This window comes from Acetivibrio straminisolvens JCM 21531, assembly GCF_000521465.1.
In the GTDB taxonomy this organism is placed as follows: domain Bacteria; phylum Bacillota; class Clostridia; order Acetivibrionales; family Acetivibrionaceae; genus Hungateiclostridium; species Hungateiclostridium straminisolvens.
Genome location: NZ_BAVR01000016.1, coordinates 1 through 18,619, shown reverse-complemented (window position 1 = coordinate 18,619; position 18,619 = coordinate 1). Strand labels below are relative to the sequence as shown.

The following is an 18,619-nucleotide window of genomic DNA, read 5'->3' as shown; positions in this document are numbered from 1 at the left end:
GTGCAAATTTCAATCCCTTTAATTATTTTGGTTTATATAGGTAGTGACGGTATGCTCTGGAGCAAATATCTCTTTAATATAGAGAAGTCTGTTGAGTTTATTTTACCGTCTCTATTCAGGTCAGCAGCTTCCGGGGAAGTATTAAACTCTGAAATACTTTTCGTTAAATATCTCTTCATCATAGTATAGTCTGTGGAATTTACTTTCCCGTCACCATTCAAATCCCCATATACAAACTCCGTAACAGGAGTAGGTGTAGGTGATGGTGTCGGCACAGGTACATTTGGTGAAGGCATTGAAGGATCTATCTGCATTGAAGAGTCACCAAAGAATCTGTACAGTCCTGCACATGCTCCCACAAAAGCAGCGTTATAGTCAATAGCAACTTCATTGTATATATAATCGCTTGTAACATCTACATGCTGATCTCCCGAATCAGGTCCGCCAACAAGTGCACCGTACAATACATGTTTATGCGGAGAAGGATCATTGGCATCACTTAAGCCGGAAGCAGCTCTATGGTGAGGGTACTTGACTGAATTACTGCTATAGCCCACAACATAACAACGATTTATTGGGTTTTTACCCAACAGGTAATCCATTTGCGACCTTGCCCAATTACCATATTTTGATGGTGTATCCCCATGATGTTTGTCATAAACAAGAGCTATCAGCTGTGCTGCAGTATTGTATCTTGCGGAACCCCATTGATTGAGGAACGTATATCCGCCCGGTGTAATTGTAATGCCCCCTCCCGGAAGCCATTTGTCAAGCAATTGCTGTATAGGCCTCCAGAAATCAATCTGCTCACCCGGGTTTTTATTTGAAGCCCTCTTATATCTGTCTTCGAAATTCTGACTGTTTTTGTCATATAAATCGTCTATTTCTGCCAAAATACATGCTGTACCTGACCACATGTCATTCCAGCAATGTATCCATCCCGGCGGAGCATAATAATCAAAATATTTAAACACCTCATCTAAATAATGCTCATTTTGGGTTGCCAAATAGAGCCATGCAGCAGCCCAGCAGTAGTCATCCTCCCATTTGCTTGAAGAATAATAGCCTTTCGGACCATCCGCACCTGAAACTACTCCCTTTGGATTTTTTTCGGCAAAATCAAACAAAGCTTTGGCATAATCAAGACTTTTTGCGGCATATTGAGGATCTGTGTCTTTAAAATTCATATAGTTTATTGCCAAAGAAGCTGCTGTTCCCGAAATAATATCGGTTCCAGGCTTTTCCTTGGTAATAAACCAACCTCTTCTGAACATGGTGTCATTTTCCGGAGCTCCCCAAAATGCATGGTCGATATCACCGTCACCTACCTGATGACAGAACGCTACAACATTTCCGGATGCATCTCTAAAAGTAGATCTCATGAAATAGTCATTAAAATATCTTAAAATTATTTCAGCATGAGCATGCTGGCCCGTTGCACGGAACTGTTCTCTAAATTCATAGTAACCCCAACCCACTGTTGAAGCTGCATAAGCCTCAGGGAGACCAAACTTTACATGGTCACCGGCATCATGAAAACCGCCTGATACATCAACTTTGCCGTCTCCATCGGGGTCAAGCACACTTCTGTTGCTGCTGATGAAGCCATCGGACATATTGGTGTTTTGAGAATCCAGCGGAAGCTTGGCATCATAAACGTGACAGTTACCTCTCCAGTCTAAAAGCCCGTTCTCATCAACACCGGTACCACACATGTTCGCATCATAGAAGAACATGGAATACTGCAATGCCTTTGCATAATTGTACTCTCCGGCAGCATCGGTATTCACAATGTTGAGAGGAATAATTCCCGCAGCGGTAATCGCAAGACTGATTAAAAAAGCCGCCGTTTTCTTTGAAAAAAACTTCTTTTTCATCATATCCCTTTCCTTTCTTATAAAATTTAATTTTTTATGTTAATATTTATTTCAAACCTAATATAATAAAGTTGGGCTAATAATTAAAACACAGATAAAGTAAAGACTTAATTTGTGGGATATAGAATATAGCAAGACGTTTTTTTCAATGAATTAATGGCGAATTAATAATAATTTTTCATTTTCTTAGAGGAATAGCATTACTGCAACCGATTCATGTATTTTAATCATTTAATATACTACTTTATCCTTTCACTAATATCTTACTATATTTTTCTTCATAATACAATTGATTTCGTTCACTAATTGAATATTCAAAATGATAGCTCACTGCATTGGGTACTTTACTTTTGCCTCTTTCGTTTTACTCCAAAAGGCCAAATAGAAGCCGGTATCTTAAGACACCGGCCAACAATCACAAGTTTTATTCCATTTTAATCACTGATATTCAACGGGTAGATTCGGTATTATACGAAGTAAGTATCTTTGCAATATGGAATAGTCGGTTGAGTTGACCCTGCTATCTTGATTTAGGTCTGCTACTCTCTCCGGAAGACCAAGTGAAGGAGTTATTTTAAGGATATACCTTTTCATGTAGGACAGGTCGGTTGAATTAACTTTCTTGTCTCCGTTCAAATCCCCATATAAGAATTCCGGCCACATTGTGGTTGTGGGAGACGGATTTGGCGTCGGATCATCATAATCTGATATAGGATACGCTTTTAGATCCGGAAGCTCATCCAAAGTTATGCAGTAATCGCTCTGATACATTTCTATCAACCAGTCAACAGGATTGTTCTGTTCTCCTGTAAGCCACCAGCCGTACCATGGGCAGAAATACAGCCATCCGGCTCTTTCATTTATGAGATTTGAAACTCTCGGAATTGTATCATTCTCGCTCATTGCAACCAGTTTTTTGCCGCCAGTGAGCTTCACCAGGTGTAGAATGTGGATGAAATTGCACTTCCATTAGGCTTTCCGTCCTTGGCATTGTATTTGTCGTAACCGACGATATCCACCACATCGTCCCCCGGATACCATGCCGCTGAAGTCTCATAAGTATACGAAGTCCAAATCCAGATAAGATTGTTCAAACCATATTCGTTGGTAAACTTGTCATAGAGAAGCCTATAAAGCTTCACACAAGGTTCCGGACCTTCAGCTCCCCACCAGAACCATCCGCCTTCCGCTTCGTGGAGCGGTCTGAACAGTATAGGAACCCCGGCATCTTGAACCTGCTTTAGCTTTTTGGCCATGGTATCGATATCATTGAGCAGTGCAATATTTTCTTCCGTTCCCGGAGTTAAAGCCTTTGATATGCTGAAAGTTGTGCTCTCGGTATAAAAACTGTTGTCCGCTTTCTTTCCGATATCCCCGGGTGAAAACCAGTGCCAGCAAACTGTCGGTATTCCTCCTTTTTCATTGTACCACTCGATAACACGCTCGGCACACAGGTCGTCCCACATCAGACCGTTTCCTCTGTAGTTCATAAAGTCAAAGCCTCTTACCGCAGGCAGTTTTCCAGTCTTTTCCTGTATATATGTAAACTCAGCCTCTGACCCCGGATAGTTATGGGACCCGCAAAGCTCTTGCTGTCCTGAAAGTATGTGTTTGCCATAAATATCAACAAGGTAGCTCATGAGTGCCTTTGCTTCTTTGGTAGCGTTAGGATTTACCAATGTTTTTGGAACCTTGAGTCCTACAATGCTTTCATCCGCAGGTTTGACAACCAGATAATCAAAATAGGTGTAGCCCCAGTAGGCTTCAAGTTCAATATTATTGGTACCGGCATTGAGCTTAACAATCCCTGCCGAAAGTTCTTTCCATTTAAGAGTAAAAGGAAAGCTTACCTCACCCTGATTGGAACCGTTTACATTCAGGTACTGCACTTTTTTGATTTTGTCATAAGGCTGCACATATGAGATAAATATTTCGTAAAGACCTTCCTTGTCAACCTCAACGTTGACCGATGTGCTTGTACCCTTTTGTCCAATAAAACTGCAAGTGCTTCCGGTAAGGTCAAAGACATCTCCATACTCATTTTTACCCACATAGTCGGTATAAATCTGGGCTCCGTTATGGATACCGTCTTCAAACTCATACTTGTCCCCATCCGCAGACACTGCATTTGTCATAAAGATGCACGATGTTATAGGTATGACAACTGCAAGCATCATTGCCAAGAAAGCTTTCATAGAAGTCTTCATTCTCATAAATATTCTCCTTTCTGAAAAATGTTATATTATTAATGTAAATTGTAATTCAGTTGTAACATTATTGTAATGTGATAAAATAGAACTACAATAAGAAATATAGACATTTCGGCATATAGAACTGTGTAGATGTATAGAACCGCATAGATATGGAATAACACGTTTTTCCCTTTATATTTATTCTACTATATTTTTCTTTACATTACAATTAATTTTACTAAATGTTGTCATTCTATATTATAAGACAATGTAATAGTAAAAAGCACTTTCCTTTAAAGTATCAGGTAAAGTGCTTTTTGTTCATCTTTGTTACTTTATTAAATTACTGACAATAGAAATATTTTGCTAATCTATGCTTATAGCATATTTCGCAGAATACTCTTTGAACTGTTTAAGAAATTCATTATTGGCTCATGCTTTACTTTATACAGATAACTGTGCATATTCATGCTATCATGAGACATTTCTATCACACATTCCGCAATATTGGAGCAATGGTCTGATATACGCTCCAATACAGTTATCAAATCGGAATACACAAATCCCATCTCAATTGTACACTTGTTGCTCTGCAATCTTTTAATATGTTTCTTTTTCATCGCATTCTTAAGCTCGTCAATTACTTCTTCAAGGGGATCCACCTTTGCTGCAAGTAGAATGTCATTTCTGTCAAATGCCTTGACAGCAATCTCAACCGCTTCTTCCACCGCTGACATCATAACACCAAGCTCCCTTTTTGCCGATTCGGAAAACTGCATTTTTTTATCATACATCTCCCGGGCGGAATCCACAATCTCCAATGCATAATCCGCAATACGCTCAAACTCACCAATCAAAAAAAGCAGTTTGGCGGATTCCGTACTGTCCTGGGCCGACAAGTTCTGACTGGACAATTTAACAAGATAGGTCCCCAAAGCATCTTCATATCTATCTGTTTGCTGTTCTGCATCCTTTACATTTTGTGCTTCTTTTTCGTCATAATTGTTAACCAATGCAACTGCCTGCTTTATAGCATTCATTGAAGCATAGGCCATTTCCTTCGCAATCTCCCTGCTGCGGTTGATAGCTATTGCGGGAGTTGAAATCAAACGAGGATCGAGAAGCGACACCTTATCCTTTTTATTGTCTTCTTTTATAGTCTTGTATGCCAGCTTTTCAAGCAGACCGCTAAAAGGAAGCAGCATAGCTGTACAGAAAATATTGAATATCGAATGGGCAATTGCTATGAGTATATGATTTGCAGTCCAATCAAGAAATGCAAAATTGAATATTGCTTTTAATATAGTCAATAGCACAAGGAAAACCACTGTACCTATAAGATTGAAATAGAGGTGCACCAGCGCCGCACGACGGGCATTTTTATTCGTACCGACTGATGAAATTAATGCCGTAACACAGGTACCGATATTCTGTCCCATTATTATAGGTATCGCTGTTCCCATTGTAACATGCCCCGTAGCAGACAAGGCCTGCAAAATACCCACTGAGGCAGATGAGCTTTGGATTATACTTGTCACAAGAGCACCAAGCAGCACTCCCAGTACAGGGTTCGAGAAAATCAACAGTATATTGCGAAACTCTTCTATTTCTCCCAACGGCCGAACCGCTGCCGACATGCCCTCCATACCATAAATAAGTGTAGCGAATCCAAGCAATATCAAGCCAATATCTTTTTTCTTTTCATTTTTAACAAACAAGTAATAGATAATTCCAATCAGGGCAAGCACGGGCGTAAAAGAAGAGGGTTTTAGCAATTTTACAAAAAAATTGCTGCCTTCAATCCCTGTCAGGCTCAAAATCCATGCTGTAACTGTTGTACCCACATTTGCCCCCATGATAACATGTATCGCTTGCTTCAAAGTCATTATGCCGGAGTTTACAAATCCCACCACCATAACTGTAGTTGCCGAAGAGCTTTGTATGATGCAGTCACAGCCAAACCCATCAAAAAACCGTTTAGCTTGTTTGATGTCAAACGCTCGAGCAAACTCTTTAGCTTGTTGCCTGCACTTTTTTCAAGACCTGTTCCCATTATGTTCATACCAAAGAGGAACAACGACAACCCGCCTATTAGCTCTAAAAAACTAAATAAATCCATATTTCACCCATTCCCTTTTCATCAAAATCAAAAAAATTATATCATATTTTAACCCGCCACTTTGTAAAATATATGTTAAATATTGTGTGCAATTTAGCTTCCACTCTTATTTTTCACGAATTTTTCACAAATTTTCATACTCTCAAAGCCTCTTTTAGTATATAATCGATAATCGCAAGAAATTATGTATATCCGAAACTATCGCTAAAAAATACAAAGGAGGCTTTGATTTATGAAATTCAAAAAACTTTTGGCTTATATGCTTTCGGTCTTGATTGTTTTATCAGCCGTTTTTACAGGCATAAATGTCTCAGCGGCAGATAATACCTCAGGCATAGGCCAAAAAATTCATCTGAAAGCCGCAACATTGGAGCCGCGCAAAAGGTCTCTCATGCTGATGTCAAAAAGATATTCTTCAAATGAGGAAAAACCCTATATTGTATCTTTCAACGGACCTATAACCGATGAAATGAAGAATGACGTAATGGAACTTGGTGTAAAATTTATAGATTACACACCTGAATATTCGTATCTTTGCTACATGACATCCGATACTGCAGAAAAGGTAAGAGACATTACCCACGTTGTAGATGTTCTCGTATACGAAAACGAATACAAGATTGATCCCGCATTAAAGTCAAAAATCTCAGGAAAAAAGGGCATAAAATCACTAACAGGAATTGATACCGCCCCTTTGGAATTGGAGGTCAGAATAAGCACTTTTGGATTTGATGACAACAATCTGGCCGGTGAAATTGAAAACTTGGGTTCTTCCGGTGTATACTTCAACGGGAACAACATTTATGCAAAAATACCGGCAGATAAAATTGAAGAACTAGCCCAACTGAAATCCGTCAAATTCATAGAGGAAGTACCTGAGTACAAGATCCTTAACGATAAAGCTTCAGGCATTATACAATCCGAAATAGCTTCTACTTTCGGATATGAAGGAGAAGGGCAAATTGTAGGAATTGCCGATACCGGACTTGACAACGGAATCCAAGGCATCAAATACGGCACAATTCATAAAGATTTCAAGGAAAGAGTACTCAAAATAATTGACTGGGTAAATAATACCGGATTTGACGAGAATGGACACGGCACCCATGTTGCAGGATCCATTGCCGGCAGCGGAGAAATGTCCAATGGAAAGATAAAGGGTATGGCTCCCAAAGCAAACCTTTTTATTCAAAAAATAGGCGCTTATGACGGCTCAATCCGTATGAATTCTTTTTATAGCTTATTACAAGAAGCTTATGATAATGGAGTAAGAATTCACAATAACTCCTGGGGGAAAAACTCCCAAGGCACCTATGCCTCGGACAGCGCCGATTTGGACAGCTTTGTCTGGTCCCATAAAGATATGCTTGTAGTAGTATCTGCCGGAAATAACGGACCGGATGAATGTACCGTAGGATCACCGGCTACGGCAAAGAACTGTCTTACTGTCGGTGCAACGGAAAATTTCAGACCCTATACGAATTTGCTTTACGGTCAAAACATCGCCGATGACCCTGGTGAAACAGCTTTTTTCTCAAGCCGGGGATGCCAGGACGGAAGAATCAAACCTGATGTTGTGGCACCGGGTACATATATTGCTTCAACAATGTCGTCTTTAATATTCCCCGAACTACTGCAGACCCGCCAAATCTATCCCGGCAACTCAAATTATCATTTTATGAACGGTACGTCTATGGCAACTCCCATTGCTTCCGGGTCTGTTGCGGTAATCCGGGAATACATCATGAAAAATTATAATATTACGCCAAGTGCTGCTCTCCTGAAGGCTTTAGTCATTAACGGTGCTTTGGACGATGAAGGTTATAGTCAAGACAAGGGCTGGGGAAAAATAAGCCTGTATAATTCGATGTTTGGAACTCAAATTATAAATGACACCGATTCCTTGTCACAAAATGAAAAATCTACTTACACCATATCGTGCACAAGAACCGATACCCCATTAAAAATCACCTTGGTTTGGTCGGACTATCCTGCAGCCGTACAAAATGCTGCCACACTTGTAAACGATCTAGACTTAAAAGTTACGTCTCCAAACGGCAGCGTAACATATTACGGAAATGATTTTACCGTTCCTTACGACTCTGATTTCGACAGAGCAAACAATGTAGAAAATGTAATAATCAACAACCCTGCTATAGGCGATTACACAATAGAAGTACTGGGGCATTCGGTATCGCATGGTCCACAGCCCTTTGCACTAGTCACCTCATCCGGCTTTCTCACCACACCGAAAACCATAAAAGCTACATCAACAACAGACTCCATAACTATCAGCTGGAATCCTGTCCCCGGAGCAATAAGTTATGATGTTGAAGTGGACGGTGCAAATATTGTGAACGTTTCCGGAACAAGTTACACCCATAGCAGCCTTGCGCCCAACTCAGAACACCAATACAAAGTCCGGGTAAAGAGCGCTACAACGGACAGCGTTTGGAGTTCTACATTTACATATTCGACAATGCTGGATACACCTTTTCTTACCACTATCTGGGCCGATGATGGGGTCAAATTGACATGGGACCCTGTTTTTGATGCAACTTACTACGACATATATATGAATGATATTTATTTTGACTCTACAGATTCAAATACCTACACAATTACAAACCTCGTACCGAATACAAAGTACAAATTTTTCATCAGGGCAAAAACAGATTTCAACACCAGCAATTCCAGCAACATCTTGGAGTTTGTAACACCTGATATAGGAATTTCCTATAGAAATTCATGAACAGTGAAAGAATGTACTTTGGAGCGTTAGCATCGAAAAACGGTAAAATCTACGTGCTAGGTGGAACAAACGGAACTCATTACTTAAACACCGTGGAAGAGTTTGACCCCGGCACAAACACCTGGACACAGAAAGCTCCCATGTCCGTAAAAAGAAACGGAGTTGGAGTCATTGAAGCCGATAACGGAAAAATTTATGCGATTGGAGGATTTGACGGCAACTCCTATCTAAAAACAGTCGAGGAATATGATCCTGTTAATGACAGTTGGACTACAAAGACCAGTATGAAAACCCCGAGAAGCAATTTCGGTATTGCCTTTACCGGAGGCAAAATTTACGTAATGGGCGGATATAACGGAACTACAGAAAGAGGCGTTGAAGTATATGACCCCAATACCGATACTTGGACTGATATAGATGATATGCCGACAGCCAGAAGCAACTTCAGCGCAGGAGTTGTAAACGGTAAAATAATTGTTATGGGTGGAATATGTGGTACCGACAATCTAAAATCAGTGGAAGAATATGATCCTTCAACCGGAAGATGGACGGCAAAAAATGAACTTAGCAGCTGTATCAGCGACTTTAGCATGTGCGAAGCAAACGGCAAACTCTATATCATAGGCGGATTAAATTCAAATCAAATCATAAAATATGATCCTCTAACCTGTTCGGAAACTAAAGCAGCCCAGTTGCCTTCAAATATTTACGGGCACGCTTCTGCCGTGCAAGACGGAAAGATATATATCCTGGGCGGTTTTGCAAACTCTTCATGCAGTAACCGTAACCTTCTCTATCTGATTGAAAGCGAAGGCTGGAAAAGAGAGTCTCCCATGAATAATGCAAATGCCTTCTTTGCTGCAGAAATTGTGAATGGAAAAATATATGTGATTGGAGGACAGGACATTTACTATCAAACTTTAAAAACCGTTGAAGAATATGACATATCCACAGGCACATGGTCTTCATGCCCGGAAATAGCTGAGGAAAAAAGGGATTTGGCATCTGCAGTTATTGACGGCAAAATTTATGTATGTGGCGGAGATCCTTTCAGCCTCACAGGTAAGTCTTATTCCAACATGCTTGAAGTATACGATCCTGTAAATAAAACATGGACTAAAAAGGCAAATATGCCTCAAGGTCTTGCCGGACATAGAGCCGTTTCCTTAAACGGATACCTGTATGTTGCCGGCGGCAAGCGACAACGGCAAAATGAATACGGTTTTGAATTCTCAGAAAAAGTATACAGGTATGATTCGGCTAGCAACAGTTGGTCTACAGTAGCTTCACTGCCGGTTCCAATGGCTTATCACGGCCTTAATGCCGTAAACGGCAAGATATACGCAATAGGCGGATACAACGAAACGGGAGTGCTGGATTCCGTCTATGAGTATAATCCGCTGACAAACACCTGGACTGCCAAAGGCCCAATACCTGAAGGAAATATGCAATTTTCCACCGCTGTTGTTAACAACAAAATATACATAATTGGCGGGTCCGATTCATCTTCAAAGGATTTAAGCACCGTTTATGAATATGCTCCTTACGACGATGCATGGACAAAAAAGAAAGAACTTCCTTCAGCCATGACAAGGAACTGCTCGGTATTTGACGGAAGCAAAATATATACTATGGGAGGAATGCTGGACCGTCTCCTTTACATTGATATAATCGATACCGTATATTCCTATTCACCTTCAGAGGAAAACATCATAGCTCTTAACATGGGAAGTGGCATAATGGAATCAAAAGCGGGAACAAAGACTCTTCCTCTGACAATATCCAATGTGCCTGTAACAGGAATATATAAAGCAGAAATAACCCTTGAGTATGATCCGTCCACCCTTTCGGTGACTAATGTAACTTTCGGAAATGTCACAGCCGACAGCAATGCTTTCTCCTTCAATGTTGATAATACTCTCGGTATGGTAAACATCTGTTATAACGGAACACAACAGGCAATAAGCAGTAACGGAATACTGGCAAACATTGAATTTGATGTCTTAAGCAGCGTAGACACTGTAAAAAGCAGTGCTTTAAGCTTTAAAAAAGACAAAACCAAAATATATGGCACAAGTTCTCATGAATATACAGGATTGGACCTTGTCAATGGAGTTGTTGACATCTTTATATATGGAGATGTAAACGGTGACGGTATATGCGATTCCATCGATTTTGCCCTTGTAAACAGCTACCTTACAGGAAAAATTAAAAACCTTCCGGGCTATTACTGGGCAATTAGCGGAGATGTGGATGCATCCGGAGATGTAAATTCTATTGATTTAGCATATCTCAGAAGTTACATGCTTGGACGTACTCTTGAGTTTCCTGCACAGAAAGAGTAACATAAAAGTTATTTTATTTCTTGATAGTTCTAGATTATACAGACTTAAGGCTGGAGTAAAGTGCTCCAGCCTTACTTTTTTAGCAGGTTTCCAAAAAATCATGCAAAAAACATTATGTTTTTAATGAATTTATATTTTATATAGTGTATAATATCCGTAAATAAAATCTGAATAAGAAATAGAAACTTGAGCGTCAATATTTTTTCTCAGCAAACGAATAATTAATTAAAAAGGGGGAGATTGCAATGTATGACATTTATGATATGAAAACACTGCTGCAGATCATTTTCAAATATACAAAGAAAAATGCCAGAATCCTTGCAGATCAATATTTGCTAAAAGACGTATCCATAATATCGAAATGGAGAAACAACGTGATATATCCCAGAAATGACGATATTATCAAAATTGTTGAATTTGTTGAAAACGAAGCGACATCTTCCCAAAAAGAATTAATAAGGGATAACATTGAGGAATTACTCAAAAAAGCACCAATTAAAAACAAGATTAAAGAAATTATTTTAGACACCAAAGATTTCAGTGAGTTCTTAAAAGAGGCCATAAGTGTTGCAATGCCGGAATATGAACCGGAATGTGAAGAAAAAAGCAAGAGGATTATAAAAAAAGAAAATCCGTCAGAGAAAAAAGAAGCTTATTCCGGTACAGTAAAGCTTGATTTTGTTCTTCCGGAAGGAAGCGATATAAATCTTCAAAAACTGGCAAACAGTCCTGGAATAAAGTTTAACGGAGTATTAAACCTCACTCCTAAAAAGAAAACATTAAAGGTTGCAAACTTTTTTAAAAGCAGTACTGCTTTAGGAATCCTATTGGTTTGGATAATTTCAGGTACAATAATAATTGCTTTTTCCGGAAGCATGCAAAAAAACAATTCGGCAACTTCTGCCTCAAAAGATAATGCTTTGTATAATTCGGATATCTCAGATACGGAAGAAAGCAACGAATATGATACACCGGTTGAAGATGAAAACTTTGATGTTTCCTCTCCTCTTCCTGAATCTTCGCCTATTCCTGAGTCAAAAGAAGTTGATACTTTGGATGTTGCAAGTGAGGAAGAAATCAAAGAGAAAGAAATTCTTACAACCGACAATCAGGCAAACAGTATGGTCAAAAGCTATGAACAAAATACGATAACAAACAATATAAACGAAAGTCATGAGCACAATACGACAAACAACATAACTGAAACTTATGAGCAAAATACAACAAACAATACACAAATCAACAGTTGGAACAACTTCAATATTCAAATCAGCGGAGAAAACCTGAATTTGGTAGTAGGAGAGCAGAACGCTGTCAGTATTGAAGCTGAGTAAATTTCTAAGAAGTTAAAACCGGTGGTACATATGAAAAATATAGTAAGAAAGTTTACAGTTTTAATTATATTTACATTTTTGGTAATGTGTTTTTGTTTTCTGCAAAGCAACCGGAAAGTTATTGCCAAAGATATACGACTTTCTACCGAAAGTCTCAATATAGAAAATGCCCGTCCCGAGAATATAAACGGAATTATATACATTCCTTTAAGAAATATTTTTGAAGCTCTAGGATGGGAAGTCAGCTGGGATGGAAAAGTAAAAACCGTTGTCTGTACGAATGGAACCCGGGTTATTCGTTTTAAAGCAGACAGTGAAAAAGTTGATATTGACGACAGGTATTATATTATGAGCGGACCTTTAACGATTTTGGACAGCAAAAGCTATGTGCCGCAAAGATTCATTACAGAGGAGTTTGGTCTAAAAGTCCGATGGAATAAAAAAGATAACATAATTATCACTTCGGATAAGGATACAACAAGCATTACCGTAAACGGCAGCAGCAATATTGTTATAGTCGGAGACAGCTTAATTGTTAACATCTTCGAGCCGTATAATATTCATACTATCAGTGATATGATAAGTTATTCGGACAGGCTTCTTGCCTCAAATAATGAAGAAGAAGCTCTGCATAAGTATAAGGAAATTTTAGACAATATCTCGAAGGAAGAAGAGCCGGAAATTTATGCTCATGTAATGAGCAATCTTGCAAATGCATACAGCAAGCTTTCCGAGTCCAAGGACACAAAAAGCAATATTCTTTGTGCAATCGGTTACTATCACGAAGCTATAGGTTATTACAGGGATAATGATGATGCAAATTACAGTATAATACTCAATAATCTCGGAAGTGCTTACAGGATTTTATCGGATATCACCGGCAACAGCATCTTCCTTGCAAAAGCTTTAATTCATTACCAAGAAGCACTTCAGTATTATCCCCTTTCCCGCTCCGATACGGATTATGCTTTGATTCAATATAATCTGGGGAAAACTTATTATGATTTGGGAATGCCCAATCTTGCAAAAGAGTGTTTCGTTGATGCAAAAGACGTATTTTTAAAGCCGCCGGATTTGAATTCTTCGGACACAAATCCTTCATATTATGCAGCTATTCAGTTTCACCTAGGCATAATCAATAACATTCTCGAAGAGTTGTGCCCTTTGGAAGAGGAATGCAATAATTATGTAAATAACTTTGAAGAAGCTGACATAAAAGGAATAGACAATTTTAATAAGGCATTAAAGGTATGGACTGCCGAAAGCTACCCATTAAATTACGCAAAGGTTCATGAGTGTCTGGGAAAAATCTATACTAGCTATTATGAAAGATTCGGAAATGTTGAGTATCTAACCATGGCAGAAAAAGAATATGAAGAGGCTATTGAGTTTTATTCGGCAGAACGCCATCCATTCCCTTATGCTGTGGCAAACTATGAGCTTGGAAATTTGAAACTACTTTTGCAAAGCTTTACAATACTGACAAGTATCTTTCTGAAGCTAAATCGGCATATGAAAACAGCCTTAAAGTTTTTAATCCCCCGGATTATCCAAAGTACTACACTCAAACCATCTTGGCAATTGAAGAATCGAAAGACTTAAAATAATCAAAATATATAAGTAAGGAAGTTGATGAATAGAAATGAATACAAAAAAATTATTTTTATTGCTTTATGTTTTTTTCATATCCCTGACTCTCATAATTTCCGTACAGGGAGCAGAAGCGTCAAATGAATATAATGTAAAAATAAACGGACAACCTGTGCAGTTTACCATGGCACCTCTAATCGACAATGGGAACTTGTTATTGCCTCTAAGAGAGATATATGAGATTTTCGGATTTGACGTGCAATGGGATGCTGTCAACAGAAGAGCTTCATGCATAAAAGCCGGCAAAAAGGTTTTAATAAGTGTGGGCAGCAAAACCGCACAAATTAATGATGAAATATTGACTCTTTCGGCCCCCTCATTAATTATTAGCGGAAGAATATACGTAGCATCCGAAGCAATCTGCCAGGGTCTGAATGTCAATGTGAATCTTAAAGAAGAGGAAAAAACCGTTTACTTTACAAGTGAAAACGGAGCGTCTGTTTCCGTGTCCGGTGAAAATAATTTTCTCGTTGCCGGAAATAACGTAATTGTAAGTGTAGTCAGAAGATATAATAAGGGAAATTATAAAGATGAAATCGAAGCTGCAGACAACCTTTTAGAGAATTACAATTATTGGGGTTCCATAAAAAGCTATGAACAGATTTTAAAAAATATTTCCAGCGAAAAAAATCCCGAAGAGTATGCTCATACAATGAACAATATGGCAAATGCCTATCTCTCTTTATCTTGCCTTATCAATAAAGATGAAAATGCTTTAAAAGCAATATCTATTTTTGAAGAAGTATTGGCAAATATAAAAGATGAAAAGTATTCTTCGTATATAGCCGGTGCGTATAAAGGCATTGGAAGGCCTATTCTATTTATGCAAATGTTAGGGATTTGGAAATCAATACCTCCAAGGCCCTGGCTGCAATGGATGAAGCCTTGAAATTATATGACAAAGAGAAGGAGCCTTACGAGTATGCATATACTCATATTCACAAGGCATTTTCCCATTATACGTTGGCTCATGTGAAAGAGCCGGGAGCGAATCTTATACTGGCCTTAGAATCCTGCGAAGAAGCGCTAAGCATATTCAAGCCTGAAGCAAATCCCAAAGAATATGCAGATGCCAAGGAAATTCAAGGTGTTATTTATTTGCGCATTTTCAGCAGCAGCAATGACATACAATATCTTAACATGTCTTTTGAAGCGTTTCAGGGCGCTTTAGAATGCATAGATGAAAAAGTCGACCCCAGTAAATATGTGAGGATTCAATGCTATATAGGTATTGTTTATCAAAGCTTTATGAACTTTGACCCTTCAAAAGAATCCTTTGAAGCAGGCGTTGCCGCATTTGAGGAATCTTTGAAATTTTGCGACCTTGATACGTCTCCGTCGAATTATGCATATGTAAAAGTACAGTTTGCGATATTGCATATTCAGATGGCCCATCTCACAAATGAGGTGGAATTTGCAAACAAGGCTCTTGAGGCTCTAAATGAGGCGCAAAAGGTGTATACAATTGAACAATATCCGCTGTTTTACGCAAACCTTCAATATTACCTGGGAGGTTGCTACAACATTATAGCGAATTTAAATGGCCAGGAAGAATATTATGCCAAGGCAATAAAATCATTTGAAAATGCTTTCAAGATTTTTACACTGGAAAAATACCCTGATGATTATGTAATTATAAATATTGAGCTGGGAAAAACATATATGGCCATGAGCAATTTCAGTGAGTCCGAAGAGTACTTAAATAAGGCATTAACATGTTTTGAAAAAGCTTTGATGATATATAACCTGGAAGTCGATCCCGTTTACTTTTCATATGTTCAGGGATGCATTGCATCTGCACGAATAAAACTTGCCAGATTGGATATTGAGCCGTCGGAAAACATAGACAAGGCTATCAAAGCATGTGAGACCGCCCTCACTGTATTTACCCTTGAAGCTTCACCGAATTATTTTGCAAATATGAAGGAAGTCCTCGGTGAGGCCTACTTTGTTAAAGCAAATCTGGGTGAGGCAAAGGAAAATATACTAAAAAGCATAAACTCATATAAAGATTCTTTAAAGTATTATACCATTGATAATGATCCCTCATCCTATGCCGGTATCCATATAAAACTCGGTGATGCCTATGTTTCCCTGTCAAAGGTGGAAAACTCAAAAGAAAATAAAAAACTGGCAGCAGCATGTTATGATGAAGCTATGAAGTTCTATACAGCTAAAGATTTTCCTGAAAAATATAAAATGATAGAAAATAAAAAGAAATTGGTATTAGAATAGCATGATAAAATAGCCAAGTTTACTTATGGGGACGGACTTAAAGATTATTTTGACACGGTTCTTAATATTGCTGTTTTTGAAAAATATGTAGACAATAAAAGCTCGGGACATGGAGTCCCTTCTCTTTTGCCTCTTTCATTTCATTCCAAGAGGCCAAAAAAAAGCTTCAGAAGAGTAACAGCATTTTGCTGCTTACATCTTCTGAAGCTATATAGCTTATTTAGTTTCCCGCCCATAGGCCGTATTCTGTCATTCCGTTCAGCTTACCTCCACTTTTTTTAAGATATAATTTTGCAAATAAACTTTTTCTGATATAATTTACTGTGTGAGGTGATTTATAGTTATGAACATAATTGAAGACAGCCGATATGCTGATGAAGAGATTTATGTCAAGCAAAACTTGGCATATATGCTAGAAGTCGAAGAATTTCAAATAATGCTTAAAGGGTATTTTTCAGTTTCCAACCCTCATAAAAAAATTTTCGGATTTAAACACGGTGGCAAAGTAGTTGATCTTTATTTGATTAATATCAATGATAATAATGTTGAAGATTTAAAAATGGGACATATTGATTGGTATTTCAACGAAGTAGTAAAAGCAAAATTACCTCCGGAATGCGTTAAATGGGAATCAGTGCGCATAAATGCTTATAGTGCTGATAAAGCTAGTGTGGAAGGTAGAAAAACATCAATTGAATTTTATTTTATAGAAGTAAACGAAAAGTTAATAATATTCCATACATGGCTTGATGAAGATATGCTTCCGGAAGAAAAAGAAGATATATATATGATTATAAACAGTTTTGTTGAAAAAGACAAAGCAAATGCCTATAAGCAAACCTTTGAGGATTATAATACACCACAGCGTATTGATAACTTGGCAAGGAGTTTTAAGTATAAAAATATAGTTTGGTATATATTTGCATATGGATATTTTATATTATCAATGGGTGCTCCGGGGCTTATAGATATATTTTTCAAGCAAGATGTTCTGTTGAAAAATAAAGAGTATGTAATGTTTAGCAGCCCGATTCTTAATATGGTTTTTGAATTAATCCTAATTGTGTTCATATCGGCAAGTATATATGGAATTATTGTAAAAAAGATATTATTCAAACTATTACCGACTTTTATGTTTAATATATCAAAGATTGTTCAGCATCTTGCTTCATATAAAAATAAAGGTATAAAGGGAGAAATAACTACATTAATTATATGTTTAGCGCTACTATTTTTTTCCTTTACCACATATACCTATATAGACAACCAATATATATATAAGGCCGGTTTTTTCGATATAAAGCCAACTCCGAAATATGAGCTTGGTTATATAAAAAGAATAAAGAACAAACTCATATACAGCGATAAGGAATTGAATTACTATATTGAGGTGGAATTGGAAAATGGTAAGAAATTGAAGGAAGATAAACGTTTAACCTCAATATATTTAAAGCCGGAAGATAAAAAATGGGTAACCGAGGGCAGTAGATCAGTAGAGATAAAGTTAAAAAACAAGGAAAAAATCAAGAACATATATTATTGGCTTGAAAACGTTAAGAGTGTTAATGAAAATGTTGTAATACAAAGAGAGGCGGAAGACACTGTTACCGATGAAGTAGTAGAAGCAGCAAAGAAAGAGCTTAAAATGTCAAAAGAAGAGGAAAAATACCTGTCTATATATGGCATATACGATGAGTAACGAAGTATAAAAGAGAATGTTGAAAATTTTGTGTATAAGAGAATGAAAAGACTCCTTCTTGGCAAGAATTACAAAATAATATCCAAGGAGGAGATTTTTTATGTCAACATTATCAAAAGAGCAAGTGAAAGAAATAATTAAGGCCAATAATTTCCAAAGTGTTGCCGATGTAAGTGCATACCTAAGAGATATCTTTAAGGACATTATTCAAGAACTTCTTGAAGCAGAACTTGAAGCTAAATTGGGATATGCAAAAGATGATGTAGAAAACAAAAATACAGATAATAGCCGAAACGGATATTCACCAAAGACCATAAAAAGTGAATTTGGAGAAGTTGAAATCCAAGTACCAAGGGATCGCAAAGGAGAGTTTAAACCCCAAATTATACCTAAGTATCAGAGGAATGTTTCCGGAA

At 37.9% G+C, this 18,619-nt stretch carries 10 protein-coding genes and 2 pseudogenes; 8 read left to right on the top strand and 4 right to left on the bottom strand.

Annotation, left to right across the window (positions count from 1 at the left end; all coding sequences use genetic code 11):
- Window positions 1-32 precede the first annotated feature (32 nt).
- The 4 genes and pseudogenes from JCM21531_RS06075 to JCM21531_RS06065 all read right to left on the bottom strand — a co-directional run.
- A complete protein-coding gene (locus JCM21531_RS06075; protein ID WP_038288320.1) occupies window positions 33-1,880 on the bottom strand; it encodes a glycoside hydrolase family 9 protein in 1,848 nt (615 codons plus the stop codon).
- 435 nt (window positions 1,881-2,315) lie between these two features.
- A pseudogene (locus JCM21531_RS06070) lies at window positions 2,316-4,090 on the bottom strand (glycosyl hydrolase).
- 356 nt (window positions 4,091-4,446) lie between these two features.
- Entirely contained in the window at window positions 4,447-4,806 is a 360-nt protein-coding gene (locus tag JCM21531_RS20910; RefSeq protein ID WP_243467313.1) for a PhoU domain-containing protein, read from the bottom strand.
- 129 nt (window positions 4,807-4,935) lie between these two features.
- Window positions 4,936-6,122: pseudogene (locus JCM21531_RS06065) on the bottom strand (Na/Pi cotransporter family protein); the annotation flags it as partial.
- 298 nt (window positions 6,123-6,420) lie between these two features.
- Between JCM21531_RS06065 and JCM21531_RS17635 the strand changes: the two are divergent.
- The 8 genes from JCM21531_RS17635 to JCM21531_RS06025 all read left to right on the top strand — a co-directional run.
- On the top strand, window positions 6,421-8,940 hold the full coding sequence (locus tag JCM21531_RS17635) for a S8 family serine peptidase (protein ID WP_054847023.1): 2,520 nt from the start codon (window positions 6,421-6,423) through the stop codon (window positions 8,938-8,940).
- The gene (locus JCM21531_RS17630; protein ID WP_054847022.1) at window positions 8,937-11,285 is read left to right on the top strand and encodes a Kelch repeat-containing protein; all 2,349 of its coding nucleotides are present in this window, start codon (window positions 8,937-8,939) and stop codon (window positions 11,283-11,285) included. The genes JCM21531_RS17635 and JCM21531_RS17630 overlap by 4 nt, the downstream gene beginning before the upstream one ends.
- Before the next feature lie 245 nt (window positions 11,286-11,530).
- Complete coding sequence (locus JCM21531_RS06050) at window positions 11,531-12,619, top strand: hypothetical protein (protein WP_038288316.1); 1,089 nt, start codon at window positions 11,531-11,533, stop codon at window positions 12,617-12,619.
- A 30-nt stretch (window positions 12,620-12,649) separates the two neighbouring features.
- Window positions 12,650-14,221, top strand: coding sequence for a stalk domain-containing protein (locus JCM21531_RS06045; RefSeq protein WP_038288309.1), 1,572 nt, complete (start codon window positions 12,650-12,652; stop codon window positions 14,219-14,221).
- A 40-nt stretch (window positions 14,222-14,261) separates the two neighbouring features.
- Entirely contained in the window at window positions 14,262-15,158 is an 897-nt protein-coding gene (locus JCM21531_RS06040) for a stalk domain-containing protein (RefSeq protein WP_038288307.1), read from the top strand.
- The gene (locus JCM21531_RS06035; RefSeq protein WP_162149304.1) at window positions 15,110-16,504 is read left to right on the top strand and encodes a tetratricopeptide repeat protein; all 1,395 of its coding nucleotides are present in this window, start codon (window positions 15,110-15,112) and stop codon (window positions 16,502-16,504) included. Before JCM21531_RS06040 ends, JCM21531_RS06035 begins: the two co-directional genes overlap by 49 nt.
- A gap of 343 nt (window positions 16,505-16,847) precedes the next feature.
- Window positions 16,848-18,203 carry a hypothetical protein gene (locus tag JCM21531_RS06030; RefSeq protein WP_038288296.1) on the top strand — a complete coding sequence of 452 codons (1,356 nt, stop codon included), beginning with the start codon at window positions 16,848-16,850 and terminating at the stop codon, window positions 18,201-18,203.
- A 100-nt stretch (window positions 18,204-18,303) separates the two neighbouring features.
- On the top strand, window positions 18,304-18,619 hold a 316-nt coding region (locus tag JCM21531_RS06025; protein ID WP_038288293.1), incomplete at its 3' end, for an IS256 family transposase.